Source organism: Streptomyces sp. NPDC057099 (genome assembly GCF_042671245.1).
GTDB classification, from domain to species: Bacteria; Actinomycetota; Actinomycetes; order Streptomycetales; family Streptomycetaceae; genus Streptomyces; species Streptomyces purpurascens.
Window position 1 is genome coordinate 94,424 of record NZ_JBHUTX010000012.1, and the last position, 23,677, is coordinate 118,100.

Annotated in this window: 18 protein-coding genes and 1 pseudogene; 14 read left to right on the forward strand and 5 right to left on the reverse strand. The window is 71.8% G+C overall.

The window, feature by feature from the left end:
• Nucleotides 1–30: 30 nt before the first annotated feature.
• Together nhaA and acs are read right to left on the reverse strand one after the other, a co-directional pair.
• Nucleotides 31–1,467, reverse strand: a complete 1,437-nt coding sequence (gene nhaA, locus ACFT4A_RS18340; RefSeq protein ID WP_382831281.1) for a Na+/H+ antiporter NhaA — start codon at nucleotides 1,465–1,467, stop codon at nucleotides 31–33.
• A 202-nt stretch (nucleotides 1,468–1,669) separates the two neighbouring features.
• Complete coding sequence (gene acs, locus ACFT4A_RS18345) at nucleotides 1,670–3,625, reverse strand: acetate--CoA ligase (protein WP_382831283.1); 1,956 nt, start codon at nucleotides 3,623–3,625, stop codon at nucleotides 1,670–1,672.
• A gap of 233 nt (nucleotides 3,626–3,858) precedes the next feature.
• Here acs and ACFT4A_RS18350 point away from each other — a divergent pair, with 233 nt between their 5' ends.
• Together ACFT4A_RS18350 and ACFT4A_RS18355 are read left to right on the forward strand one after the other, a co-directional pair.
• Complete coding sequence (locus ACFT4A_RS18350) at nucleotides 3,859–4,473, forward strand: RNA polymerase sigma factor (RefSeq protein ID WP_382831286.1); 615 nt, start codon at nucleotides 3,859–3,861, stop codon at nucleotides 4,471–4,473.
• Nucleotides 4,470–5,138 carry a hypothetical protein gene (locus tag ACFT4A_RS18355; RefSeq protein WP_382831288.1) on the forward strand — a complete coding sequence of 223 codons (669 nt, stop codon included), beginning with the start codon at nucleotides 4,470–4,472 and terminating at the stop codon, nucleotides 5,136–5,138. Before ACFT4A_RS18350 ends, ACFT4A_RS18355 begins: the two co-directional genes overlap by 4 nt.
• 453 nt (nucleotides 5,139–5,591) lie before the next feature.
• Here the strand turns inward: ACFT4A_RS18355 and ACFT4A_RS18360 are convergent, their stop codons facing one another.
• Nucleotides 5,592–7,979 carry a bifunctional SulP family inorganic anion transporter/carbonic anhydrase gene (locus tag ACFT4A_RS18360; RefSeq protein ID WP_382831291.1) on the reverse strand — a complete coding sequence of 796 codons (2,388 nt, stop codon included), beginning with the start codon at nucleotides 7,977–7,979 and terminating at the stop codon, nucleotides 5,592–5,594.
• Between the two features lie 294 nt (nucleotides 7,980–8,273).
• Here ACFT4A_RS18360 and ACFT4A_RS18365 point away from each other — a divergent pair, with 294 nt between their 5' ends.
• Both ACFT4A_RS18365 and ACFT4A_RS18370 read left to right on the forward strand, forming a co-directional pair.
• Nucleotides 8,274–9,539, forward strand: a complete 1,266-nt coding sequence (locus ACFT4A_RS18365; RefSeq protein ID WP_382831293.1) for a hypothetical protein — start codon at nucleotides 8,274–8,276, stop codon at nucleotides 9,537–9,539.
• Between the two features lie 61 nt (nucleotides 9,540–9,600).
• Complete coding sequence (locus ACFT4A_RS18370) at nucleotides 9,601–10,425, forward strand: oxidoreductase (protein ID WP_382831296.1); 825 nt, start codon at nucleotides 9,601–9,603, stop codon at nucleotides 10,423–10,425.
• Between the two features lie 341 nt (nucleotides 10,426–10,766).
• On the opposite strand, the gene ACFT4A_RS18375 is transcribed toward ACFT4A_RS18370, so the two are convergent.
• The gene (locus tag ACFT4A_RS18375) at nucleotides 10,767–11,600 is read right to left on the reverse strand and encodes an HAD family hydrolase (RefSeq protein ID WP_382831298.1); all 834 of its coding nucleotides are present in this window, start codon (nucleotides 11,598–11,600) and stop codon (nucleotides 10,767–10,769) included.
• 581 nt (nucleotides 11,601–12,181) lie between these two features.
• Here ACFT4A_RS18375 and ssd point away from each other — a divergent pair.
• The 7 genes and pseudogenes from ssd to ACFT4A_RS18410 all read left to right on the forward strand — a co-directional run.
• Nucleotides 12,182–13,285, forward strand: a complete 1,104-nt coding sequence (ssd, locus tag ACFT4A_RS18380; protein ID WP_382831301.1) for a septum site-determining protein Ssd — start codon at nucleotides 12,182–12,184, stop codon at nucleotides 13,283–13,285.
• Nucleotides 13,282–14,622 (forward strand): TadA family conjugal transfer-associated ATPase, encoded by a 1,341-nt coding sequence (locus ACFT4A_RS18385; protein WP_382831303.1) that lies wholly within the window; start codon nucleotides 13,282–13,284, stop codon nucleotides 14,620–14,622. The genes ssd and ACFT4A_RS18385 overlap by 4 nt, the downstream gene beginning before the upstream one ends.
• Nucleotides 14,606–15,478, forward strand: a complete 873-nt coding sequence (locus ACFT4A_RS18390) for a type II secretion system F family protein (RefSeq protein ID WP_382831305.1) — start codon at nucleotides 14,606–14,608, stop codon at nucleotides 15,476–15,478. The genes ACFT4A_RS18385 and ACFT4A_RS18390 overlap by 17 nt, the downstream gene beginning before the upstream one ends.
• Nucleotides 15,475–16,263, forward strand: coding sequence for a type II secretion system F family protein (locus ACFT4A_RS18395; protein WP_382831306.1), 789 nt, complete (start codon nucleotides 15,475–15,477; stop codon nucleotides 16,261–16,263). Before ACFT4A_RS18390 ends, ACFT4A_RS18395 begins: the two co-directional genes overlap by 4 nt.
• A gap of 86 nt (nucleotides 16,264–16,349) precedes the next feature.
• On the forward strand, nucleotides 16,350–16,559 hold the full coding sequence (locus ACFT4A_RS18400) for a DUF4244 domain-containing protein (RefSeq protein WP_382831307.1): 210 nt from the start codon (nucleotides 16,350–16,352) through the stop codon (nucleotides 16,557–16,559).
• Nucleotides 16,546–16,905: a TadE family type IV pilus minor pilin gene (locus ACFT4A_RS18405; protein ID WP_382831309.1), complete on the forward strand. Its 360-nt coding sequence runs from the start codon at nucleotides 16,546–16,548 to the stop codon at nucleotides 16,903–16,905. The genes ACFT4A_RS18400 and ACFT4A_RS18405 overlap by 14 nt, the downstream gene beginning before the upstream one ends.
• A 38-nt stretch (nucleotides 16,906–16,943) precedes the next feature.
• Nucleotides 16,944–17,213, forward strand: a pseudogene (locus ACFT4A_RS18410) (Rv3654c family TadE-like protein); the annotation flags it as partial.
• Nucleotides 17,214–17,253: 40 nt separating this feature from the next.
• Here the strand turns inward: ACFT4A_RS18410 and ACFT4A_RS18415 are convergent.
• Entirely contained in the window at nucleotides 17,254–19,869 is a 2,616-nt protein-coding gene (locus ACFT4A_RS18415) for a DEAD/DEAH box helicase (protein WP_382831311.1), read from the reverse strand.
• A 78-nt stretch (nucleotides 19,870–19,947) separates the two neighbouring features.
• On the opposite strand from ACFT4A_RS18415, the gene bldG reads away from it, so the two are divergent.
• The 3 genes from bldG (at nucleotide 19,948) to ACFT4A_RS18430 (ending at nucleotide 23,534) form a co-directional block, all read left to right on the forward strand.
• Nucleotides 19,948–20,289: an anti-sigma factor antagonist BldG gene (gene bldG / locus ACFT4A_RS18420; RefSeq protein WP_003991900.1), complete on the forward strand. Its 342-nt coding sequence runs from the start codon at nucleotides 19,948–19,950 to the stop codon at nucleotides 20,287–20,289.
• A 133-nt stretch (nucleotides 20,290–20,422) separates the two neighbouring features.
• On the forward strand, nucleotides 20,423–20,854 hold the full coding sequence (locus tag ACFT4A_RS18425; RefSeq protein WP_215119910.1) for an ATP-binding protein: 432 nt from the start codon (nucleotides 20,423–20,425) through the stop codon (nucleotides 20,852–20,854).
• A gap of 274 nt (nucleotides 20,855–21,128) precedes the next feature.
• Nucleotides 21,129–23,534 carry a sodium-translocating pyrophosphatase gene (locus ACFT4A_RS18430; protein ID WP_382831313.1) on the forward strand — a complete coding sequence of 802 codons (2,406 nt, stop codon included), beginning with the start codon at nucleotides 21,129–21,131 and terminating at the stop codon, nucleotides 23,532–23,534.
• The last annotated feature ends 143 nt before the right edge of the window (nucleotides 23,535–23,677 follow it).

Here is a 23,677-nt window from a genome sequence, read left to right on the forward strand (position 1 = left end):
CTCTCCGTCTTTTTGTACCGTCTCGTCAGATCATGCCGGACCGTCGTGGTCCTCGCCTGCCCCGCCCGGTACTTCGGCAAGCTCGTGGCGCGCGGCTGCCTTCTCCTGGGCGATCCTGCGGTGTTCCGCGGCCTTGGCTTCGTAGCGGGCGGCCAGGCGCAGGTGGTACGCCGGGTCGTCCTCCTCGTAGATGTCCGGGATGCCGTCGAGGTCGTCGTCGCGCTCCTCGTCCTCCCACAGGCGGCGGTACTTGGCGTTCCGTATCTTCAGCAGGACGGTCGCCAGCGTGGCGGCTATGAGCGAGCCCAGCAGGACGGCGGCCTTGACCTCGTTCGTCATCGTCTCGTCGCCGGCGAAGGCGAGTTCGCCGATGAGCAGCGAGACCGTGAAGCCGATGCCGGCGAGGCTCGCCACCGCGAACACGTCCCCCCAGGCGAGATCGTCGCTGAGCGAGGCCCGGGTGAAACGGGCCGTCAGCCAGGTCCCGCCGAAGATGCCGAGCGTCTTGCCGACGACCAGCCCGAGGACGACCCCGAGGGTCTCCGGCGAGCGGAACACGTCCGCGAGCGCTCCGCCGGTGACGGAGACACCCGCGCTGAACAGTGCGAAGAGCGGTACGACCAGGCCCGCCGACAGGGGGCGTACGAGGTGTTCGATGTGCTCGCCGGGGGAGCGGGTCTCGCCCTCCTTGCGGTGGCAGCGCAGCATCAGGCCGATGGCCACGCCGGCGACGGTGGCATGGACGCCGCTGTTGTACATCAGCGCCCAGACGACGAGCGCGAGCGGCACGTACACGTACCAGCCGCGTACGCCCTTGCGCAGCAGCAGCCAGAAGACGCCCAGGCCCACCACGGCGCCGCCGAGCGCGGCGAAGTTCAGGTCGGCGGTGAAGAAGACGGCGATGATCAGGATCGCGAAGAGGTCGTCGACGACGGCGAGCGTGAGCAGGAAGGCCCGCAGCGCGCTCGGCAGGGATGTGCCGATGACCGCGAGCACGGCGAGCGCGAAGGCGATGTCGGTGGCGGTGGGCACGGCCCACCCGGCCAGGGAGCCGCCGCCGGTGACATTGGTGACGGTGTAGACGAGCGCCGGTACGGCCATGCCGCACAGGGCGGCGACGACCGGGAGCGCGGCGGCCTTGGGGTCGCGCAGGTCGCCGGCGACGAGTTCGCGCTTGAGTTCGATCCCGGCGACGAAGAAGAAGATCGCCAGCAGCCCGTCGGCGGCCCAGTGCGCGAGAGACAGGTCGAGACCGAGCGCGGTGGGGCCGAGCTTGAAGTGGGCGACGCTCTCGTAGCTGTCGCCCAGTGCCGGGATGTTCGCCCAGAGCAGTGCGGTGACCGCGGCGGCGAGCAGCAGGACACCGCCGACGGTCTCGGTGCGCAGCGCGTCCGCCACGTAGGTCCGCTCGGGCAGCGAGAGTCGTCCGAGGACCTTGCGAGGGGTGGTGGAGCGGGGCGCGGTCACTGGGGAGACCTCCGGTTTCCGGGTAGGACGTGACTACCTGCCGACCAGACTTCCCGGCACCCCTATGAGCTTCGTTTTGTTTAGCTTACCTAAGTGTGCGGCGGGGCGCACGGAGTGGCCCGGAGTGGCCTTCACCACGCCGCGAGGGGCACCCGGAGCGCGTGGCTGCCGGGTGCCCCTCGTCCGTTCCGGTATCCCGTACTCAGTCCTCGCTGGGCGCGGCGGGCAGCTTGGACTGGATGAGGTCCATGACCGTGGAGTCGGTCAGCGTGGTGACGTCACCGAGCTGGCGGTTCTCCGCGACGTCCCGCAGCAGACGGCGCATGATCTTGCCGGAGCGGGTCTTGGGCAGCTCGGCCACCGGCAGGACCCGCTTGGGCTTGGCGATCGGGCCGAGGGTGTTGCCGACGTGGTTGCGCAGCTCCGCGACCAGGTCCTCGGTCTCGGCGGCCGTACCGCGCAGGATCACGAACGCGACGATCGCCTGCCCGGTCGTCTCGTCCGCCGCGCCGACCACGGCCGCCTCGGCGACCGACGGGTGGGACACGAGCGCGGACTCGACCTCGGTGGTGGAGATGTTGTGCCCCGAGACGAGCATGACGTCGTCGACCCGGCCGAGCAGCCAGATGTCGCCGTCGTCGTCCTTCTTGGCACCGTCACCGGCGAAGTACTTGCCCTCGAAGCGCGACCAGTACGTGTCGATGAACCGCTGGTCGTCGCCCCAGATGGTGCGCAGCATCGACGGCCACGGCTCGGTGAGGACCAGGTAGCCGCCACCGCCGTCGGGCACCTCGCGCGCCTCGTCGTCGACGACCGTCGCGGCGATTCCGGGCAGCGGCGTCTGGGCGGAGCCGGGCTTCGTCGCGGTCACGCCCGGCAGCGGGGTGATCATCATCGAGCCGGTCTCGGTCTGCCACCAGGTGTCCACGATCGGGGTGCGGTCGCCGCCGATGTTCTTGCGGTACCAGATCCACGCCTCGGGGTTGATCGGCTCGCCCACCGAGCCCAGCACCCTGAGGCTGGACAGGTCGAACTTGGCGGGGATGTCGTCGCCCCACTTCATGAACGTACGGATCGCGGTCGGCGCGGTGTAGAGGATCGTCACGCCGTACTTCTGCACGATCTCCCAGAAGCGGCCCTGGTGCGGGGTGTCGGGCGTGCCCTCGTACATGACCTGCGTGGCGCCGTTGGCGAGCGGGCCGTAGACGATGTACGAGTGACCGGTGACCCAGCCGACGTCGGCGGTGCACCAGTAGACGTCGGTCTCCGGCTTGAGGTCGAAGACGGCGTGGTGGGTGTAGGCGGTCTGCGTGAGGTAGCCGCCCGAGGTGTGCAGGATGCCCTTCGGCTTACCCGTGGTGCCCGAGGTGTACAGGATGAACAGCGGGTGCTCGGCGTTGAACGCCTGCGGGGCGTGCTCGGCGCTCTGCCGCTCCACGGCCTCGTGCCACCACACGTCGCGGCCCTCGGTGAAGGCGACCTCCTGGCCGGTGCGGCGCACGACCAGCACGTGCTCGACGATGCCCGCCTTCTCGACCGCCTCGTCCACGGCCGGCTTGAGCGCGGACGGCTTGCCGCGCCGGTAGCCGCCGTCGGAGGTGATGACCACGCGCGCGTCGGCGTCCTGGATGCGGGTGGCGAGCGCGTCCGACGAGAAGCCGCCGAAGACGACCGAGTGGGCGGCGCCGATCCGGGCGCACGCCAGCATCGCGATCGCGGTCTCGGGGATCATCGGCATGTAGACGGCGACCCGGTCGCCGGCCTGAACTCCCAGCTCCAGCAGGGCGTTGGCGGCCTTGGAGACCTCGTCCTTGAGCTCGGCGTAGGTGATCGCGCGGCTGTCGCCGGGCTCACCCTCGAAGTGGATGGCGACCCGCTCGCCGAGCCCGGCCTCCACATGCCGGTCGACGCAGTTGTAGGCGACATTGAGCTCGCCGTCCTTGAACCACTTGGCGAACGGCGGGTTCGACCAGTCGAGGGTCTCGGTGGGCTCCTTGGCCCAGGTCAGCCGACGGGCCTGCTCGGCCCAGAAGCCGAGCCTGTCAGCCTTGGCCTGTACATACGCCTCCGCGGTGACGTTGGCGCCTGCGGCCAGGTCGGCGGGGGGTGCGAACCTGCGCTCTTCCTTCAGCAGGTTGGCCAGGCTTTCGTTGCTCACGGCATCTGCCTTTCCCGGGGTGTCCGTTGTGTCCCAGGCCACAGCTCATCAGACCCGGGGGTGCGATGACAAGGGCCGACCGCCGATTGGTTTAGACCTCTTGTGGGGTCGGTTTCGGCGGCCGGGGTCATCCGTACCCACGGACGCCGACCAGGCAGGGTTCATCCTCTGTAACGCCTCTCACAGTCCGGCCCAACTACAGGTGAAGGCGCACCGAGAGAGAGGACAGCCGAGTGGACGGCATACGGGGCGGACCCGCGGCGGCGGCCCACGACCCTCAGCTCTTCGAAGAGTTCTACCGGCGCCATGTGGACGCCGTGATGTCTTTCGTGGCCCGGCGTGTCGCCGACGTCCACACGGTGGCGGACCTGACCGCCGAGGTCTTCCTCGCGGCGCTCGACTCCGCCCACACCTACCGCCCCGGCCGGGGCGACGAGCGGGCCTGGCTGTACGGCATCGCACGCAACATCGTCTCCTCCGAGCGCCGCCGGGTCGCTCGAGAGACGGCGCGCGACCGCCGCATCTCGGGGCGGCGGTTGCTGGAGCCCGACGACATCGCGCGGCTCGAGGACAAGCTCGACGCCGAGAGCCCGGGGCGCCGGGCGCTGGCCGCGCTGGAGCGGCTTCCGGACGGTGAACGGGCCGTCGTCGAACTCGTCGCCGTGGACCAGCTCACGGTGACCGAGGCCGCCGCCGCGCTCGGCATCCGCCAAGTCACGGCCCGGGTGCGGCTGCACCGGGCCCGCAAGGCCCTGCGGGCGGAGGCGGATCCGGTGCCGGAGGCCCCGCCCGGCGCATCCCTGACTTACGTCACCGGCGGAGCCGGAGAATCCGGAGGAGAGGCATGACCACGAAGACCACGTTCGAGGACCGGCTGCTGGCTGAGCTGCGGCGCGAGATCGAGGTGCGCGGGGCCAGCGGTCCCGCCGGGGCGGCCACCGGTCCCGCCGGGGCGGCCACCGGTCCCGCCGAGGCGGTCGCCGCGCGACGCTCCCCGTTCGCGGCGGTGCTCACGGGGCGGCGGCTCGCCTTGGCCGCGGGCGCGTGTGCCGTGACCGGGCTGGTGCTGGTGCTCGTGCCGGGCTCGCCGGGCGAATCCCCGGCGTACGCGGTGGAGCGGCACGGCGACGGCAGGGTCACGCTCACCCTCACGAAGATCGCGATAGGCCAGGACGCCCAGCGCCGGCTGGCCGAACGCCTGCGGGCCGAGGGCATTCACGTGACCATCAACAACCTCTCCTTCGGTCAGCAGTGCAAGCAGCCGCGCGGCAAGATGCTGACGGGCAGCGTGGCACGGGGGTTCATCGGCGAGCCGCCCAAGGACGGAACCGTCCCCGTCGGCGGCCCGACCGACCCGGCCTTCCACCGCAATTGGCAGGTCACCCTGCACCCCGGAGACTCCCTGGGCATGGAGAACACCAGCCGCAAGGACGGCCGACCCGGGGTCAACTCCGAGTTGTTCTACGCGGTCAAGGGCGAGATCGCGCCTTGCGAGGTGGAGTCTGGGGGCTGAGGTCGCTGGGGGCTGAGGGCTGGGGGCTGAGGTCGCTGAGGGCTGAGGGGGCCGGTGGGCGGCGCACGGCAGGTGGCAGGTGGCGGGCGGCGTACGGGGGGCGCCGCCCGCCTTCGCCGGACCTGGCCCGGGCAGGGGCTGTTGGGCGCGGGCCGCCGCCTTGGTCGGCTGCCGGCGGGCGAGGCACTTGGCCCATGCTGGCTGCGGAGGGCGGGACCCCCGGCTCCTGTCGGCTGCCGTGGGGCTGGGCCCCGCGCTCACGCCGGCTGCCGTGGCCCGGGCTTCGCGCTTGTGCCGACTGCCGTGGGGCTGGGTCCCGGGCTCACGCCGACTGTCGTGGGCTGGGCCTCGCGCTTGTGCCGACTGCCGTGGGGCTGGGTCCCGGGCTCACGCCAACTGCCGTGGGCCGGGCCCCGGGCTCATGCCAACTGCCGTGGGGCGGGCCCCCCGCGCTCACGCCGGCTGGTCGGACTCCCGTGCGTGGTCGGCCTCCCGGACGTGGTCGAACACCCAGTCCCCGTCCACCTCGGTGAGTAGATAGGCCTGGGCCTCTCCCACGTGGAAGTACATGCCGTGCAGCTCCAGTTCGCCCTCCTTCAGGGCGCGGGCGACCGAGTCGTGGGCGCGTAGATGCTCCAACTGCTGGACCACGTTGGTCAGGCAGAGCTGCTCGACCGCGCCCTCGGGGGCCCGTCCGGCGAGTCTGCCCCACGGTGGGCTGTCGTCGGTCACGCGCTTCAGGCTGGGCCGGCCGTGCCGCAGCCATCGCTCGAGCGGGGTCCGGGTGCCGCCCGGTTCGGAGCTGAGCAGCGCCTGCATGGCTCCGCACCCGGAGTGCCCGCACACCGTGATGGACCGCACGTTCAGCACGTCCACCGCGTACTCGATCGCCGCGGCCACCGAGTCGTCACCGCTCTCCTCGCCGGGCAGCGGCACGAGGTTGCCCACGTTGCGCACCACGAACAGGTCGCCGGGACCACTGGAGGTGATCATCGAGGTGACCAGCCGTGAGTCGGCGCAGGTCAGGAAGAGCTGCGAGGGCCGCTGTCCCTCGCGCGCCAGCCGGGCCAGCTCACTGCGCACCAGGGGCGCGGTGTTGCGCTGGAACGCGCTGATGCCACGCGCCAGTTCGTCCCCGCTGGCTCCGCCGGGACCTGTCGCGTCCGGCTCGGGGCGGTCCGTCCCGTCCGGGTCGTGCTCGGAGCGGGGTGCGGACCGGGGGCGGTCGCACTGGTGGTTGCGCCAGGGTGTCCAGGGCCGGCAACGGCAGCCGGTGAGGGCCTGGGGCTCGGTGACACGGGTGCCGGGGTGCCGGCCGGCGATCTCCACGGTGCCGCCCTGCGCGGTGTGCGTCTTCTGCCAGTCCTGCAACGTCTCGTACGCCGCGTGGTCCATGAACGAACCGTCCATCTCGACGACGGCGTCGGCTCCATGGGGTACGAGATGCAGGGTCCGGCTGAGCCGTGGCACCGCGAGGAACGTCAACTGTCCTCTGACGTGTACGTGATGGACTCCTTCCGTCTCGTCGTGTGTGATGCGGGTGCGGGTGAGGCGGTGCAGGGCGACGCCGACGGCCATGGCGATGCCCAGCGCGACGCCTTCCAGGACGCCGAGGAACACGACGCCCAGGGTGGTGACGGCGTAGACCCACACTTCGCGGTGGCGCGTCACCGTACGGATGTGGTGCAGGGACACCATCTGGATGCCGACGGCCATCACCAGGGCGGCGAGCGAGGCGAGCGGGATGAGCTCCAGGAGCGGGACCATCAGCAGTGCGGCGATCACTACGAGAACGCCGTGGAGCATCGTGGAGTTCCGGCTCACCGCACCCGCGTGCACATTCGCCGAACTCCGCACGGCCACACCGGCGATGGGCAGTCCGCCGAGCGAGCCGGAGACGATGTTGGCGGCGCCCTGTCCGAGCAGTTCGCGGTCGAGGCGGGAGCGGCCGACCTGGGCCGACAGGCCCGGGCGGCCCGCCACCAGCTTGTCCACGGCGACCGCGCCGAGCAGTGACTGCACGCTGCACACCAGCGTGGTGGTGAGCACCGCGGCGACAAGGCCGAGCACGGGGCCCTCGGGCAGCCCGGCCAGGGCGTGGTTGCTCCAGGACGGCAGGTCGACCTTGGGCAGGCGCAGACCCGCGAGGGCGGCGACCGCGGTGGCTCCGGCCACGGCGATGAGCGCGGCCGGGATCTTGCGCAGCAGGCGTCCGGCCCGGCCGGGCAGTCTCGGCCAGAGCAGCAGCAGCGCGAGCGTCAGCGCGCTCACCGAGATGGCCGCGGGGTGCACATGCGCCAACTGGGCGGGCAGTGCGCGGAGGTTGTCGGGGACGGAGCTCTGCGGTGTGCCGCCGAGCACGATGTGCAGCTGGGCGACGGCGATGGTGACACCGATCCCGGCGAGCATGCCGTGCACGATGGCGGGGCTGACGGCGAGGGCGCCACGGGCCACGCGCAGGCAGCCCAGGCCGAGTTGGGCGAGGCCGGCGAGGACGGTGATGGCGCAGGTCGTCCGCCAGCCGTAGCGCAGGATGAGGTCGGCGGTGACGACGGTGAGTCCGGCGGCCGGTCCGCTCACCTGGAGCGGGGAGCCGCCGAGCCGTCCGGCGACGACTCCGCCCACGGCGGCGGCCACGAGGCCGGCCTGCAGGGGGGCGCCGGTGGCGAGGGCGATGCCCAGGGACAGGGGCAGGGCGATCAGGAAGACCGCGATCGAGGCCGACACGTCGGCACCCGCGATCCGGAAGCGGCGGGGGCCGGTCGGGGGCGGGCTGTGGGGCGGGTGGGTGCGCTCGGTCCGGTTCGGGTCGGCGGCGCGTGTGGGGACGCAGGCAGACATTGTTTCCCGTCTCCTCCGGGGCTGCGCGGTCGCGTGACTGGGGCTCCCGCTCGGGGCGGGGATCGGTCGCGGCCGTAGGGCACGGCGTAAATCGGCGGGATGCATCAACGCTCGGTAAACGGATCGTAATGCAGAGTAAAGGACAGGCATAGACTTTACGGGCAAATGGGCGAATAAATCACCCCGACGAGTGAAGTGGCCATTTCATCGGCTTGTCGTACTAATTCCTTCTCTGTCCCGTGCGAATTTGGCGGCGCTGTCGGCACCCGAGAGAAGGAAGAAGGTGGGCGACACATGGCCGCCACCCACAGGATCGCCGCGTGCTCCGTGATCGCGGCGGTCTGCGCCGCATCGCTCGCCGGTTGCTCGACCGGCACTTCCCGGAACGAAGCCCCCGCACCGCAGAAGGCGAAACCGGCCCAGGCGCCGAAGAGCGCGGTCCGGCTGATCGGAGACGGCTCCACCGCCTACACCGGCGCCCAGCCCCACCTGCCCAGGCCCGAACGGCTGCGGCCCGGCCAGAAGCCCCCGCAGTTCGTCGTCTTCTCCTGGGACGGCGCGGGCGAGGACAGTCAGAGGCTGTTCTCCCACTTCCGCAAGGTCGCCAAGGCCAACAACGCGACGATGACGTACTTCCTGAGCGGCGTGTACATGCTGCCGGACGAGAAACGCGACCTCTACCGGCCACCGCAGCACTCCCCGGGCCGCTCCGACATCGGCTTCAACGACCGCCGCGGCATCGCCGCCACCGCGAAGCAACTGCGCCTGGCGTGGCTGGAGGGCAACGAGATCGGCACGCACTTCAACGGCCACTTCTGCGGCAGCGGCGGCGGGGTCGGCGAGTGGTCGGTGGAGGACTGGAAGGACGAGATCGCCCAGGCCAAGCACTTCGTGCGGACCTGGAAGACCAACACGGGCCTGCGGAACGCGTCCCCGCTGCCCTTCGACTACGACAAGGAGCTCATCGGCGCCCGCACGCCCTGCCTCGAAGGCCAGCGGAACTTCATGAAGGCGGCCCGCGATCTGGGCTTCCGCTACGACACCAGCGGCGTCAACGACCAGGTCTGGCCCAAGCGGAAGCAGGGCCTGTGGGACGTGTCCATGCAGCTCGTGCCCTTCCCCGGGCACTCCTACGAGCAGCTCACCATGGACTACAACTTCATGGTCAACCAGTCGGGCACCACCACCCAGGGCGACCCCGGCAAGTTCGACTTCTGGGGCGACCAGATGCGCGAGGGCCTGCTCAAGGGCTTCCGCCGGGCGTACGACGGCAACCGCGCGCCCCTGATCATCGGCAACCACTTCGAGTCCTGGAACGGCGGCACCTACATGCGGGCCGTCGAGGAGGTCATCGAGGCGGTGTGCACCAGGAAGGAGGTGCGCTGTGTCTCGTTCCGCCGGCTCGTGGACTGGCTGGACGCCCAGGACCCGGAGACGCTGGAGAAGCTGCGCTCCCTGAAGGTCGGCGAGGCGCCGAAGCAGGGCTGGGCGTCCTTCCTCGGGGGTGACCCCGCCCCGGCCCCGAAGGGCGTGCCCGGGGCGCCGGCGGCGAAGCCGTAGCGCACGTGAGGAAGGCCACTCCGCCGTGGGGAGGGCTCCCGGGGTGCGTAGGGTCGTACTCATGAGTACAGCAGGTGCGACCGCCGATCCCCTGGCGACCCTGGGAGCTCTGCCCGGAGTGGCCGAGTCCGTGGAGTCCGTGCGCAAGGCCGTGGACCGGGTCTACGGGCACCGCATCATGCGGCGGCGCAGCAACGCGGTCACCTCCGAGGCGGCCCTGCGCGGCGCCCGTGGCTCGGCGGCGCTGTCCGGCGCGGACTGGGCCCTGGAGGAGGTGCGCCGGCGTACGGACTTCAGCGGTGACGACGAGGCGCACACCGTGGGTGCCGCGCTGCGGCTCACCGCGGAGGCGGGCCAGTTGCTGTCGATCTGGCGGCAGTCGCCCCTGAGGGTGCTGGCCCGGCTGCACCTGGTCGCGGCCGCCGACCAGGGCGACCAGGTGGGACGGCCCCGGCAGGAGGGCGAGCCGGTCGACGAGCCGCTCGTCGCGCTGCCGCTGCCGAGCGCGGCCGAGGCGCACGGCCGGCTGGAGGGACTGGCCGGGCTGATCATCGCGGGCGGCACCGCACCGGCGCTGGTGACGGCCGCCGTCGTGCACGGCGAACTCCTCGCGCTGCGCCCGTTCACGTCCCACAACGGCCTGGTCGCGCGCACGGCCGAGCGCATCGTCCTGGTCGGCAGCGGGCTGGACCCGAAGTCGGTCTGCCCGGCCGAGGTCGGCCACGCCGAGTTGGGCCGCGGCGCCTACCGGGAAGCCCTCGACGGGTACGTCTCCGGTACGCCGGAGGGTGTGGCCGCCTGGATCGCCCACTGCGGCAGGGCGGTCGAGCTGGGGGCACGCGAATCGACGGCGGTGTGCGAGGCGCTGCAGCGCGGAGCGGCGTGACACTCGTCCACAGGGGCCGGAAACTGATGCGGCGGTACGAGAAACTCGTACCGCCGCTGGCATGAGCATCGGGTTACCAAGCGTCCTCGATATATGCCCATCAGGTCGGGAACTTTGCCCGTCCCTGGTGCGGCTGGCCCGTATTCGACGGGTCGACGTCGCGTGGGTGCCCGGTGTTCATGCTCGGTCCGTGGGGCCAAATGCGTATTTAAGGTGATCCTCTCGGATGTCCTTGGTCTCGCGGGCCGTTGAGTCCTTTGTACTCCTGCCCCCCAGTAAGCGGAAGTCCAGGCTGCACTTCTTTACTTTTGCGTTCAAACAGGACTTCCGGTCGTCCCGGGTCAGGCGACCGACGCCCGGCGCCGGTTCGCGTACCAGACCAGTCCCGCGGTGGCCGCGGCGGCGCCTATCGCGGCGACCGCGACGAGCGCCGGACGCGGCGGTACGGAGAACGCGGGAATGCGCTGCTTGAGACGGACCGGACGGTGGAAGTCCAGAATCGGCCACCCGCGCGCGAGGGCCTCACGGCGCAGCGCGCGGTCCGGGTTCACGGCATGGGGGTTGCCGACGGACTCCAGCATCGGGACGTCGGTCGCCGAGTCGCTGTAGGCGAAGCAGCGGCTGAGGTCGTACCCCTCGGACGCGGCCAGCTCCCTGATGGCCTCGGCCTTGGTCGGGCCGTACGCGTAGTACTCCACCTCGCCGGTGAAGCAGCCGTCGTCGCCCACGACCATGCGGGTCGCCACCACGCGGTCCGCGCCGAGCAGTTCACCGATCGGCTCGACCACCTCCGCGCCCGATGTGGACACGATCACGACGTCGCGGCCCGCGGTGTGGTGTTCCTCGATGAGGGAGGCGGCCTCGTCGTAGATGATCGGGTCGATCAGGTCGTGCAGCGTCTCGGCGACGATCTCCTTCACCTGCCGCACGTTCCAACCGCGGCACAGCGCGGACAAGTAGGCGCGCATACGCTCCATCTGGTCGTGGTCGGCGCCGCCGGCCAGGAAGACGAACTGGGCATATGCGGTGCGCAAGACGGCCCTGCGGTTGATCAGACCGCCTTGGTAGAACGACTTGCTGAACGTGAGCGTGCTCGACTTCGCAATGACCGTCTTGTCCAGGTCAAAGAAGGCCGCTGTGCGGGGCAACGAGTGGTTTTCCACGCCCCTGAGCATAGGGGCAGCCCATTCGGCGTAAGGTGGGGCGCGTGGGTTTGCCTGAGAGGGCTCTCGGGTACACCATGGAAGTCACGGATCGTTCGCGACCGTGCTAACCCGGCCCGACTCCTCCCCCCCCGAGTCGGCCGTGGGGACGACCCCCGCTCTCCCCCCCGGCGGGGGTCGTCGCATGTCCGGGTGGGTTTTCTCCCTTCTTCGCGCGGCCGGATCGCCGCTCCGATGTGGTGCCGGCTGCGTCTTTGTCATGCTCATGATTTCTCACGCTGTGTAGCCGTCGGACTGCTCTGTGGAAGTCGCACAGAGGGCCTGCGGCGGTCACCGGTATGGGTGACGGCGATATTCACAACTGTCGAGACGTCCACAGTTATCCACCAAGATCCACACGATTTCCGGGATCGCTGCACCGTGATTCCCAACGCACCCCGCTCGCGGCGAGTTCATGGCCGGTTCCGATTGCCGGGGGCGTTTGGCCGGTTTCTGCCGGCCGTTCAAAGGGAGGCCGCCTTGTCGGTTCTTCCCACGTCCGGGAATCGCGGGGCCGCAGGGCCGCGCGAGGCAAGCAGTGAAGGGGGATGACCGTGGCCGGAGCCGTCACACACGATCCGCCACCGGCCGCCGGAGGGCGGCAGGGCGGACCACTGATCGTCACCGAGGACACCGACCTCCTCGACGACTTGCTGCGCCTGTGCGCGGCGGCGGGCGCCACACCCGAGGTGCACCACGGGGTGCCGGAGCGCAGAGGCGGCTGGGAGGCCGCGCCGCTCGTCCTCGTGGGGGACGACGCCGCGCGGCGCGTACGAGGGGCCGTGCACAGAAGGGGCGTCGTCCTCGTCGGCCGGGATCAGGACGACTCGGGGGTGTGGCGGCGGGCCGTCGAGATCGGCGCCGAGCACGTCCTGATGCTGCCCGACGGCGAGCAGTGGCTCGTCGACCGCATCGCCGACGTGGCCGAGGGCGTCGGCCGGCCCGCCCTCACCGTGGGCGTCATCGGCGGCCGGGGCGGGGCCGGAGCGTCCACGCTCGCGTGCGCGCTGGCCGTCACCTCCGCGCGGGAGGGGCTGCGCACGCTCCTCGTGGACGCCGATCCGCTGGGTGGCGGACTCGACGTACTCCTCGGCGGTGAGACGGCCGAAGGGCTGCGCTGGCCCGCGTTCGCCTCCTCCCGCGGGCGGGTCGGCGGGGGCGCCCTGGAGGAGTCGCTGCCCGAGCTGCACTCGCTGCGGGTGCTCAGCTGGGACCGCGGCGACCGGATCGCGGTCCCGCCCCAGGCGGTGCGCGCGGTGCTCGCGGCGGCCCGGCGCCGGGGCGGCACGGTCGTGGTCGACCTGCCACGCCGCATCGACGACGGAGTCGCCGAGGTACTCGCCCAGTTGGACCTCGGCGTGCTGGTGGTGCCCGCCGAGCTGCGGGCCGTCGCGGCCGCCGGGCGCGTGGCGTCCGCTGTCGGCATGGTCCTGCGCGACCTGCGGGTGGCGGTCCGCGGTCCGTACCCCCCGGGGCTCGACGACCGGGAGGTGGCCCGGCTGCTCGGACTGCCCCTGGCCGGCGAGGTGCCGGTCGAGCCCGGGCTGCTGCGCCCGGACGAGGGCACGGCACCACCGGGTGGCGTCCCGCGCGGACCGCTCGCCCGGTTCTGCAAGGGGTTCTGGGAGCGGGCGCTCGTCGAGGCGGGTGCCCCATGAGCGCGGTGACCGAAGCGGTGTCCGGATCCGAGGGCGCCGGGCTGCTCGACGGGGTGCGGCGGTGGCTGGCCGAGAGCGGGGCCGAGCCGACCCCCGCGCGCGTGGCCCAGGCCCTGCGGGAGCAGGGGCGGGTGCTCGGGGACGCCGAAGTCCTGGGGGCCGCCGCACGGTTGCGGTCCGAGCTGGTCGGCAGCGGGCCGCTGGAGCCGCTGCTCGCCGACCCGTCGGTGACGGACGTGCTGGTGTCGGCCCCGGACCGGGTCTGGGTGGACCGGGGCGGCGGACTGGAGCTGACGCCGGTGCGCTTCGCGGACGCGGCGGCCGTACGACGGCTCGCCCAGCGCCTCGCCGCCGTGGCGGGGCGCCGCCTGGACGACGCCCGCCCCTGGGCCGACGCCAGGCTGCCCGACGGGACCCGGCTGCACGCCGTGCTGCCACCGGTGGCCGTGGGCTGCGCCTGCCTGTCGCTGCGGGTCGTACGGCCGCGTGCCTTCACCCTCGGCGAGCTGGTCGCGGCGGGCACGGTGCCGCCGGGCGGGGACCGCGTCCTGCGCGCGCTGCTCGACGCACGGCTGTCCTTCCTGGTCAGCGGTGGCACGGGCTCGGGCAAGACGACGCTGTTGAGTGCCCTTCTGGGGCTGGTGGGACCGGACGAGCGGATCGTCCTCGCCGAGGACTCGGCCGAACTGCGGCCGGATCATCCGCACGTGGTGCGCCTGGAGACCAGACCCGCCAACCAGGAGGGCGCGGGCCTCGTCACCCTCGAGGACCTGGTCCGCCAGGCACTGCGGATGCGGCCCGACCGGCTGGTCGTGGGCGAGGTGCGCGGACCCGAAGTGGTGCATCTGCTGGCCGCGTTGAACACCGGCCATGAGGGCGGCTGCGGAACCGTCCACGCCAACGCCGCCGCCGATGTACCGGCCCGGCTGGAGGCACTCGGCACGGCCGCCGGGCTCGACCGGGCCGCGCTGCACAGCCAGGTGGCGGCCGCCCTCTCCGTGGTGCTGCACCTCGTACGCGACCGGGCCGGGCGGCGGCGGATCGCCGAGGTGCATGTGCTGGAGCGGGATCCGTCGGGGCTGGTGCGGACGGTGCCGGCGCTGCGGTGGGGAGCGGAGGCCTTTGTGCGTGAACGGGGGTGGGGGCGATTGCGGGGGTTGCTGCGGAGTGAGGGCGGCGAGGGCATCGCTGGCAGCCAGGACGGCGAGGGCGGCGGAAGAGGGCCGGGTGAGGGCGGCCCTGTGCCGGTGACAGCGGGCGGGCGAGGGATGACGGGGGCCGAGGGGGCCGGGCGATGGCCGGGACGGGGAGGGCCGAGTGATGGCAGGGGCGGCTGAGATGTCGATGGGGGCGGCCGTGGCGTGCATGGGAGCGGCGGTCTGGCTGTTGGGCGAGCGGGACTCGGTGGCGCGTCGGGCGCGCTTGCTGCTCGCGGGCGGCGGAGCCGTCGGGAGTGGGCCGCCCGGGTGGCGGCGGGGGACCCGTGGGCTGCGGCGGGTCCGTGGGCGGTTGCGGGCCGAGTGGTGGTCACCGGTGGCCGGGCTGGTGCTGGCGGTGCTCGGGGCTTCGGTGCTGCCGGTCGTCCTGGGAGCGGCCGGGATGCCGCTGCTGCGGCGGGTCCGGTTGGCCGGACGGGCGGGGCGGGACCGGGAGCGTCGGGCGGATGCGGTGATCGCGTTGTGCGGGGCGCTCGCCGGGGAGGTGCGGGCCGGACGCCAGCCGGGCGAGGCGCTGTTGAGGGCCGCGCGGGACTGCGGGGGACTTGTGGACGCGCAGGCGACGGTTCTGGCGGCGGCGCGCTTCGGTGGTGATGTGCCGGGCGCGCTCGAGGCGGCGGCCCGGCAGCCGGGTGGCGAGGGGCTGCGGGGGCTCGCGGCGTGCTGGCGAGTGGCCGTGGGCCAGGGCGCGGGGCTCGCGGCCGGACTCGACCGGCTTGCCGACGCCCTGCGCGCCGAGCGGGACCAACGCTCCGATCTGCGAGCCCAGTTGGCGGGCGCCCGGATTACGGCGGTGATGCTCGCCGGCTTGCCGGCCCTGGGGCTTCTCATCGGCACCGCCCTCGGCGCCGAGCCCTTCCAAGTCCTGCTCCACACGGCGGCGGGCCTGGGCTGTCTGGCGGTCGGCGGTGTGCTGGAGGGCCTGGGGCTGTGGTGGGTGCTGCGGATCGTGCGGGGCGCGGAGGCGGCGGCATGAGCGGGGAAGTTGTCCACAGGCTGGGGGTGGTGGTGGGGATCGTGCTGGCCCTCGGGTGGTCGGTGCGGTGGCTGACGGAGGCGCGGCGCCGCCGGAGGATGCGGAAGCGGCTGGCCGAGTTGTCGCCCCGGGAGGAGAGCGCTCCCGTCCCGCGCCTCGCCTTGGGCCGGGCCGCGCGGACCTGGCTGCCTCCCGTGGGTGTGGCGTGTGCCGGATGGGCTCTGGTCGGCGGCCTCGTCGGTGCCGCCGTGGGACTGGCCGGCGCGGTCGGGATGTGGCGGTGGTGGCTCCGGCAGGAGGCGGTGGGCACGGACCCGCGGGCGCCCGACCCCGACGAGGCGGCGCGGCAACTGCCCCTCGCGGCCGACCTGCTGGCGGCCTGCATCGCGGCGGGCGCCGGCCCGGTGATCGCGGCGCAGGCGGTGGGCGAGGCCCTGGGCGGCCCTGTGGGGGACGCCCTGGCCCGTGGCGCGGCGGAGGTCCGGCTGGGCGGTGAACCGGGCGCGGCCTGGCGGAGGCTGGCCGCCGTCCCGGGCGCCGGAGGCCTGGCCCGGCTGCTCGAAGGGGCCGGAGTGTCCGGACTGCCCGCCGCTGCACCGGTCGCACGGCTCGCCGCCGAGGCCCGAGCCGACTGGGGCCGCGCCGCGACGGCCAGGGCCCGCAGGGCGGGCGTCATGGTCAGCGCGCCGGTCGGGCTGTGCTTCCTGCCCGCGTTCATCGCGGTCGGTGTGCTGCCCGTGGTGATCGGGCTCGCGGGCGGGGTGCTCGGAGGGGGTGGTGGATGACGCGGATACGGGCCGGGAGCAGCCGGCGACACCGACAGAAGTCAGCAGGACCCGAAGGAAGTTCGGACTTTTTCACGGAGGTTGAGATGTATCAGGCGGTACGGGCGCGGCTGCGCGCCCTGGTGTGCGGAATGCGTGCGGCGCGGAGGGACGCGGGGATGGTCACGTCCGAGTACGCGATGGGACTCGTCGCGGCGGTGGCGTTCGCGGTCGTGCTCTACAAGGTCGTCACCAGCGGCGCGGTCAGCGCGGAGCTGCAGAGCATGGTGACGGAAGCCCTCAATGCGCGGATGTGAGCGGGGCTCGGACCGGGGGTTCGTCACGGCGGAGTCGGCCGTGGTGCTGCCCGTCCTGGTGATGTTCGCGATGGCGCTGGTGTGCGGTCTGCTGGCCGTGGCCGCGCAGATCCAGTGCGTGGACGCGGCACGGACGGGCGCCCGCGCCGCGGCCCGCCAGGACCCGCCCGACGCGGTCGTGCGGCTGACCCGCGAGGCGGCGCCGCCCGGCGCGAAGGTGACCGTCAGCCGGGAAGCGGAACACGTCCGGGTGATTGTCGTGGCCGAACCGCCGCTGCTGAGCGGGCTGTCCTTGGCCGTGCGCGAGGAGGCCGTGGCGTCGGTGGAGGAGGCGGTGGGCACATGAGACGCCGGGGCATGACGCGCGACGTCTCGGACCGGGGCATGACGAGCGACGTCTCGGACCGGGGCTCCGCCACCGTCTGGAGCGTCGGGGCGATCGCCGTCCTGTGCGTGGTGTTCGGAGTCGTCCTCGCGCTCGGACAGGCCGTCGCGATCCGGCACCGGGCGGCGGGCGGTGCGGATCTCGCGGCGCTCGCCGCGGCGGACCACTGGGCCGACGGCGGTACGGCGGCCTGCGCCCGGGCCGGCCGGGTGGCCCGGGCACAGGGCGTCCGGCTGGTGCGGTGCGAGGTCGTCGGCGAGATCTCGGACGTGACGGCGGCGTCGGGACGCGGGCCGTTCACGGCGGAGGTCAGGGCGCGGGCGGGGCCTCCGACGGCTCCCCCGGAGCTCCCGTCGGCGGCGTGGAGGACGCGGGCCGGCTCTCCGGCGGCTCGTCCGGACCTCCGGCCGGCCGCTCGGCCGCCCCGTTCTCCTCCGACTCGTTCTCCTCCGCTCCGGTCTCCTCCGTCTCCTTCTCCTCGGGGGCGCCCTCCAGCAACACCGTGAGCAGCCGCACCGCGCCCCTCTTGTGCAGCGGGTCGTTGCCGTTGCCGCACTTGGGGGACTGGATGCAGGACGGGCAGCCGGCGTCGCACTCGCAGGAGGCGATGGCCTGGCGGGTGGCGGTCAGCCAGGTGCGGGCGGTGTGGAAGGCGCGCTCCGCGAAGCCCGCGCCGCCGGGGTGGCCGTCGTAGACGAAGACCGTGGGCAGCAGCGTGTCGGGATGGAGCGGGATCGACACGCCGCCGATGTCCCAGCGGTCGCAGGTCGCGAAGAGGGGCAGCAGGCCGATCGAGGCGTGCTCGGCGGCGTGCAGGGAGCCCCCGAGGATCTCCGGGTTGATCCGGGCCCGGTCCAGCTGGTCCTCGGTGACGGTCCACCACACGGCCCGGGTGCGCAGCGTACGAGGAGGGAGGTCGAGTTTCGTCTCGCCCAGCACTTCACCGGTGATGAGCCGTCTGCGGAGGAAGGAGACGACCTGGTTGGTGACCTCGACCGAGCCGTAGCAGAGGCGGCCGTCGCCCCAGGGGATCTCGGTGTCCGTCTCCAGGACGGAGATCGACGTCGTGTCGCGGGCGACCGTGGAGTACGGCGGGGCGGCCTCCTCGACGAGGGCGACGGAGTCCTCCATGTCCAGGGAGCGCACCAGGTAGGTGCGGCCCTGGTGGAGGTGGACCGCGCCTTCGTGCACCGTCGAGTGCGCGGCACCGGCGTCGACCGTGCCGAGCAGCCGGCCCGTGCCGGTCTCGACGACCTGGACCGGGCGTCCGCCCTCGCCGCGGATGTCGGTCAGGTCGGCGGCGCGCTCGCGGCGGGTCCAGTGCCAGGCCCTGGTGCGGCGGCGCAGCAGCTTCGCGGCCTCCAGCTGCGGCAGGAGCCCCTCGCAGGCCGGGCCGAACAGATCGAGGTCCTCGTCCGTCAGGGGCAGTTCCGCCGCGGCCGCGCACAGGTGCGGGGCCAGCACATAGGGATTGTCCGGGTCGAGGACCGTGGACTCGACGGGCTGGTCGAACAGGGCCTCCGGGTGGTGGACCAGGAAGGTGTCCAGCGGGTCGTCGCGGGCCACCAGGACGGCCAGCGCACCCTGCCCGGACCGTCCGGCCCGGCCCGCCTGTTGCCACAGGGAGGCGCGGGTGCCCGGGTAGCCGGCGATGACGACGGCGTCCAGACCGGAGATGTCGATGCCGAGTTCGAGGGCGTTCGTCGCGGCGAGGCCCAGGAGTTCACCCGAATGGAGGGCGTGTTCGAGTGCGCGGCGTTCTTCCGGGAGATAGCCGCCCCGGTACGCCGCGACACGCCGGGCCAGCGACCGGTCGACCTCGGCCAGACGCTCCTGGGAGATGACCGAGATCAGCTCTGCGCCGCGCCGGGAGCGCACGAAGGCGACCGAGCGCACGCCCTGCACGGTGAGGTCGGTCAGCAGGTCGGCGGCCTCCGCGGTGGCCGTGCGGCGGACGGGGGCGCCCTTCTCGCCGTGCAGCTCGGTCAGCGGCGGCTCCCACAGGGCGAACACCAGTTCGCCGCGTGGGGAGGCGTCGTCGGCGACCTCCAGCACCGGCAGGCCGGTGAGGCGGCGGGCCGCCACCGAGGGCTCGGCGGCGGTGGCTGAGGCCAGCAGGAACACGGGCGAGGCCCCGTAGCGGGCGCACAGGCGGCGCAGCCGGCGCAGCACCTGGGCGACGTGCGAGCCGAACACGCCGCGATAGGTGTGGCACTCGTCGATGACGACGTATTTCAGCGATTTCAGGAAGGAGGACCAGCGGGGGTGGGACGGAAGGATGCCGCGGTGCAGCATGTCCGGGTTGGTCAGGACGTAGTTGCCGTACTGGCGGATCCACTCGCGTTCCTCGACCGGAGTGTCGCCGTCGTAGACGGCCGCGCGCACCGAATGGCCCAGTGGATGTGAAAGTTCCTTCACCGAACGGCACTGGTCCGCCGCAAGAGCCTTGGTGGGAGCCAGATACAGGGTGGTCGCGCCGCGGCCGTTCGGGGCCTCGGCGCCGTCCAGAAGGGTGGACAGGACCGGCACGAGGTACGCAAGGGACTTGCCGGAGGCCGTGCCCGTCGCGACGACGACCGACTCGCCGTCCAGCGCGTGCTCGGCCGCACGCGCCTGATGGGCCCAAGGGTGTTCGATCCCGGCGGCGCGCACGGCGGCGACGACCTCCGCGCGGATCCGGTCCGGCCAGACGGCATGCCGACCCTCGCGCGGGGGCAAGTGCTCCGTATGAGTAATGCGCGAAGCCCTGCTCGGACCGGATGCGAGCCGGTCCAGGACCACGCCCGGCGCGGGTCGGGAGGCGGGGTCCGCCGGGGTGCGATCGGATCGGTGATTCTTGGCCATCGGCACCGAGTGTGTCACTGGCGTGACGGACAATGGAGCCAAGGCGTCGTGCACGCCTGCCGGTAAGTGATTGAATGCCATCGCGGCTGGCGAAGCGTCCAAGGGCTGAAGCCGAGTGCCCAAAGGGCGACCGCTCGATAGCAAGGTGCTGGAGGATCCGTGGACCTGTCCCTGTCGACCGAGACCATGGGCGATCGCACGATCGTCAGGGTCGGTGGCGAAATCGACGTATATACCGCGCCCAAGCTGCGCGAGCAGTTGGTCGAGCTGGTGAACGACGGCAGTTTCCACCTTGTCGTCGACATGGAGGGCGTGGACTTCCTCGACTCCACCGGGCTCGGCGTACTGGTCGGCGGCCTGAAGCGCGTACGAGCCCATGAGGGTTCCCTGCGCCTGGTCTGCAACCAGGAGCGCATTCTGAAGATCTTCCGTATCACCGGCCTCACCAAGGTGTTCCCGATTCACACCTCGGTCGAGGAAGCGGTTGCGGCCACCGACTGACACCGGACCCGGGCCTCGCGCCCGGGCCGGCCGAAGCACGGCAGAAGTTCGGAAGAAGTGAAGACCGAGGGGGCCCGGGCTTTCGGCGGCCCGGAGCCTCCCGACAGCACGCCCGTAGTTGCGAGGGGGATGCATGGCCACCGTTGAGCTCCGCTTCAGCGCGCTGCCCGAGCACGTCAGGACCGCCCGACTGGTGGCGGCAGCGGTGGCGCGCAGGGCCGGAGTGGACGAGGCCGTCCTCGACGAGGTCAGGCTCGCCGTCGGCGAGGCGTGCACCCGTGCCGTCGGGCTGCACCAGACCGTGGGGATCTCGGCACCGGTGAAGGTGCTGCTGATCGAGGAGGAGAAGCAGTTCTCCATCGAGGTCGGCGACGAGGCCCCGCACGCGGTACCGGGTGAGCACGCGCCCGGCCCCGGCGACCCCGACGGGGAAGCCGACGAGGACGAGATGGGCCTCGCGGTCATCAGCGGACTCGTCGACGACGTCGAGGTCAGCGCGGGGGAGCACGGCGGATCGATCAAGATGACGTGGCCGACCACGCCGCCGCCGACGATTCTGGTCTGAACCGGCCACGCCACACACTGTTCCTGACGAAGGGCCCCACCCGTGGGGCCCTTCGTCATGTGCGGCTGTCAGTGCTCGCCTTTACAGTAGTTCCTGTGCCGTTCAGCGCGTGAATTCGTTCACGATCATTCGCGCGCTCCACGGATGCTTCAGAATGCTTTCAGGGCATTACCTCGGAAGTCCAATTCCGTTTATCGCGCTCTGTTTTGATCAGGTTCCGGTACCTACAATCCCGTCCACATCTTGAGCTCAGCCCAAGCGTCAAGGAGGACGAATGGCGGGGCTTTTCAACTCACCACAGTCGGGCCATCCCACAGACCTCGCAGCCGCCGTACTGACCGATGGCAACCGTGTCCTCATCGTGGTCATCGCGGTCGTCGCGCTGGCGGCACTAGCGGTCGCGGGGGTCCTGGTACGCCAGGTACTCGCGGCCGGCGAGGGCACCGACAGCATGAAGAAGATCGCGGCGGCGGTCCAGGAAGGCGCGAACGCCTATCTGGCACGGCAGCTTCGCACGCTCGGCGTATTCGCCGTGGTCGTGTTCTTCCTGCTCATGCTGCTGCCCGCGGACGACTGGAATCAGCGTGCCGGACGTTCGGTGTTCTTCCTGATCGGAGCGGCGTTCTCGGCAGCCACCGGCTATATCGGCATGTGGCTCGCCGTACGCAGCAATGTGCGCGTCGCCGCGGCGGCGCGTGAAGCCACACCGGCGGCAGGCGAGCCGGAAAAGGATCTGACCGCGGTCTCGCACAAAGCGATGAAGATCGCATTTCGCACGGGCGGCGTGGTCGGCATGTTCACGGTGGGCCTCGGCCTGCTGGGCGCCTCGTGCGTGGTGCTGGTGTACGCGGCCGACGCGCCGAAGGTGCTCGAGGGCTTCGGCCTCGGGGCCGCGCTGATCGCGATGTTCATGCGTGTCGGCGGCGGCATCTTCACCAAGGCCGCCGACGTCGGCGCCGACCTGGTCGGCAAGGTCGAACAGGGCATTCCGGAGGACGATCCGCGCAATGCCGCGACCATCGCCGACAACGTGGGCGACAACGTCGGCGACTGCGCGGGCATGGCGGCCGACCTCTTCGAGTCGTACGCCGTCACCCTGGTCGCCGCGCTGATCCTGGGCTCGGCGGCCTTCGGCGACGCCGGGCTCGGCTTCCCGCTGCTCGTGCCGGCGATCGGTGTGATCACCGCGATGATCGGCATCTTCGCGGTGGCGCCCCGGCGCGCCGACCGCAGCGGCATGAGCGCCATCAACCGCGGGTTCTTCATCTCCGCGGTGATCTCGCTCGTGCTGGTGGCGGTGGCCGTGTTCGTCTACCTGCCGGGCAAGTACTCGGAGCTCGACGGCGTCACCGATGCCGCCGTCCTGGGCAAGGACGGCGATCCGCGGATCCTCGCCCTCGTCGCGGTGGCCATCGGCATCGTGCTCGCCGCCCTGATCCAGCAACTGACCGGCTACTTCACCGAGACCACCCGCCGGCCCGTCAGGGACATCGGCAAGACCTCGCTCACGGGTCCGGCCACCGTCGTCCTCGCCGGTATCTCCGTCGGTCTCGAATCCGCCGTCTACACCGCCCTGTTGATCGGTCTCGGCGTGTACGGGGCGTTCCTGCTGGGCGGTACGTCGATCATGCTCGCGCTGTTCGCCGTGGCGCTGGCCGGCACAGGCCTGCTCACCACGGTCGGCGTGATCGTCGCGATGGACACCTTCGGGCCGGTCTCCGACAACGCGCAGGGCATCGCGGAGATGTCCGGCGACGTCGAGGGCGCGGGCGCGCAGGTGCTCACCAACCTGGACGCGGTCGGCAACACCACCAAGGCGATCACCAAGGGCATCGCGATCGCCACGGCCGTGCTCGCGGCGGCGGCGCTGTTCGGGTCGTACCGCGACGCGATCATCACCGGCGCGCGTGACGTGGGCGAGAAGCTCGGGGGCGAAGGTGCCCCGATGAGCCTGATGATGGACATCTCGCAGCCCAACAACCTCGTCGGTCTCATCGCGGGCGCAGCGGTCGTCTTCCTCTTCTCGGGGCTGGCGATCAACGCCGTGTCGCGGTCGGCGGGTTCCGTGGTCTTCGAGGTGCGGCGGCAGTTCCGCGAGAAGCCCGGGATCATGGACTACAGCGAGCAGCCGGAGTACGGCAAGGTCGTCGACATCTGCACCAGGGACGCGTTGCGCGAACTCGCCACGCCCGGTCTGCTGGCCGTGCTGGCGCCGATCTTCATCGGGTTCACGCTCGGTGTCGGTCCGCTCGGCGCGTTCCTGGCGGGCGCGATCGGCGCGGGCACGCTGATGGCGGTGTTCCTGGCCAACTCCGGCGGCGCCTGGGACAACGCCAAGAAGCTCGTCGAAGACGGTCATCACGGCGGCAAGGGCAGCGAGGCCCACGCGGCGACCGTGATCGGCGACACCGTCGGCGACCCGTTCAAGGACACCGCCGGTCCCGCGATCAACCCGCTGCTCAAGGTCATGAACCTGGTGTCGCTGCTCATCGCGCCCGCGGTGATCAAGTTCTCCTACGGCCCGGACAAGAGCATCGGCGTGCGGATCCTGATCGCGGCGCTCGCGTTCGCCGTGATCGCCGGGGCGGTCTACGTGTCAAAGCGGCGCGGGATCGCCGTAGGTGACGAGAACAACGCCGAACCGGAACCCAAGTCTCCGGATCCGGCGGTGGTTTCGTAGGGAGGTCCGTCCAGCCCCAGCTCAAGGTGCGGGCGGGTGGCGCGCGTTGGCGCGTCGCCCGCCCGCCCTGTGCGTTCGCACACCACATCGTGAGCCTTGTCTCGCCTGGAGCAAAAGGTAACAAAAAGGTCTTAATAGGTGCT

What these genes read in the sequence shown, in the direction of transcription:
- ACFT4A_RS18355 (WP_382831288.1), top strand. Translation starts at nt 4,470, where the DNA reads ATGACCACGAAGACCACGTTCGAGGACCGGCTGCTGGCTGAGCTGCGG.
- ACFT4A_RS18430 (WP_382831313.1), top strand. Translation starts at nt 21,129, where the DNA reads ATGGCGGGGCTTTTCAACTCACCACAGTCGGGCCATCCCACAGACCTC.
- ACFT4A_RS18425 (WP_215119910.1), top strand. Translation starts at nt 20,423, where the DNA reads ATGGCCACCGTTGAGCTCCGCTTCAGCGCGCTGCCCGAGCACGTCAGG.
- ACFT4A_RS18400 (WP_382831307.1), top strand. Translation starts at nt 16,350, where the DNA reads ATGTATCAGGCGGTACGGGCGCGGCTGCGCGCCCTGGTGTGCGGAATG.
- ACFT4A_RS18390 (WP_382831305.1), top strand. Translation starts at nt 14,606, where the DNA reads ATGGCAGGGGCGGCTGAGATGTCGATGGGGGCGGCCGTGGCGTGCATG.
- ACFT4A_RS18365 (WP_382831293.1), top strand. Translation starts at nt 8,274, where the DNA reads ATGGCCGCCACCCACAGGATCGCCGCGTGCTCCGTGATCGCGGCGGTC.
- ACFT4A_RS18395 (WP_382831306.1), top strand. Translation starts at nt 15,475, where the DNA reads ATGAGCGGGGAAGTTGTCCACAGGCTGGGGGTGGTGGTGGGGATCGTG.
- ACFT4A_RS18375 (WP_382831298.1), bottom strand. Translation starts at nt 11,600, where the DNA reads ATGCTCAGGGGCGTGGAAAACCACTCGTTGCCCCGCACAGCGGCCTTC.
- ACFT4A_RS18405 (WP_382831309.1), top strand. Translation starts at nt 16,546, where the DNA reads ATGCGCGGATGTGAGCGGGGCTCGGACCGGGGGTTCGTCACGGCGGAG.
- ACFT4A_RS18360 (WP_382831291.1), bottom strand. Translation starts at nt 7,979, where the DNA reads ATGTCTGCCTGCGTCCCCACACGCGCCGCCGACCCGAACCGGACCGAG.
- ACFT4A_RS18385 (WP_382831303.1), top strand. Translation starts at nt 13,282, where the DNA reads ATGAGCGCGGTGACCGAAGCGGTGTCCGGATCCGAGGGCGCCGGGCTG.
- ACFT4A_RS18415 (WP_382831311.1), bottom strand. Translation starts at nt 19,869, where the DNA reads ATGGCATTCAATCACTTACCGGCAGGCGTGCACGACGCCTTGGCTCCA.
- ACFT4A_RS18370 (WP_382831296.1), top strand. Translation starts at nt 9,601, where the DNA reads ATGAGTACAGCAGGTGCGACCGCCGATCCCCTGGCGACCCTGGGAGCT.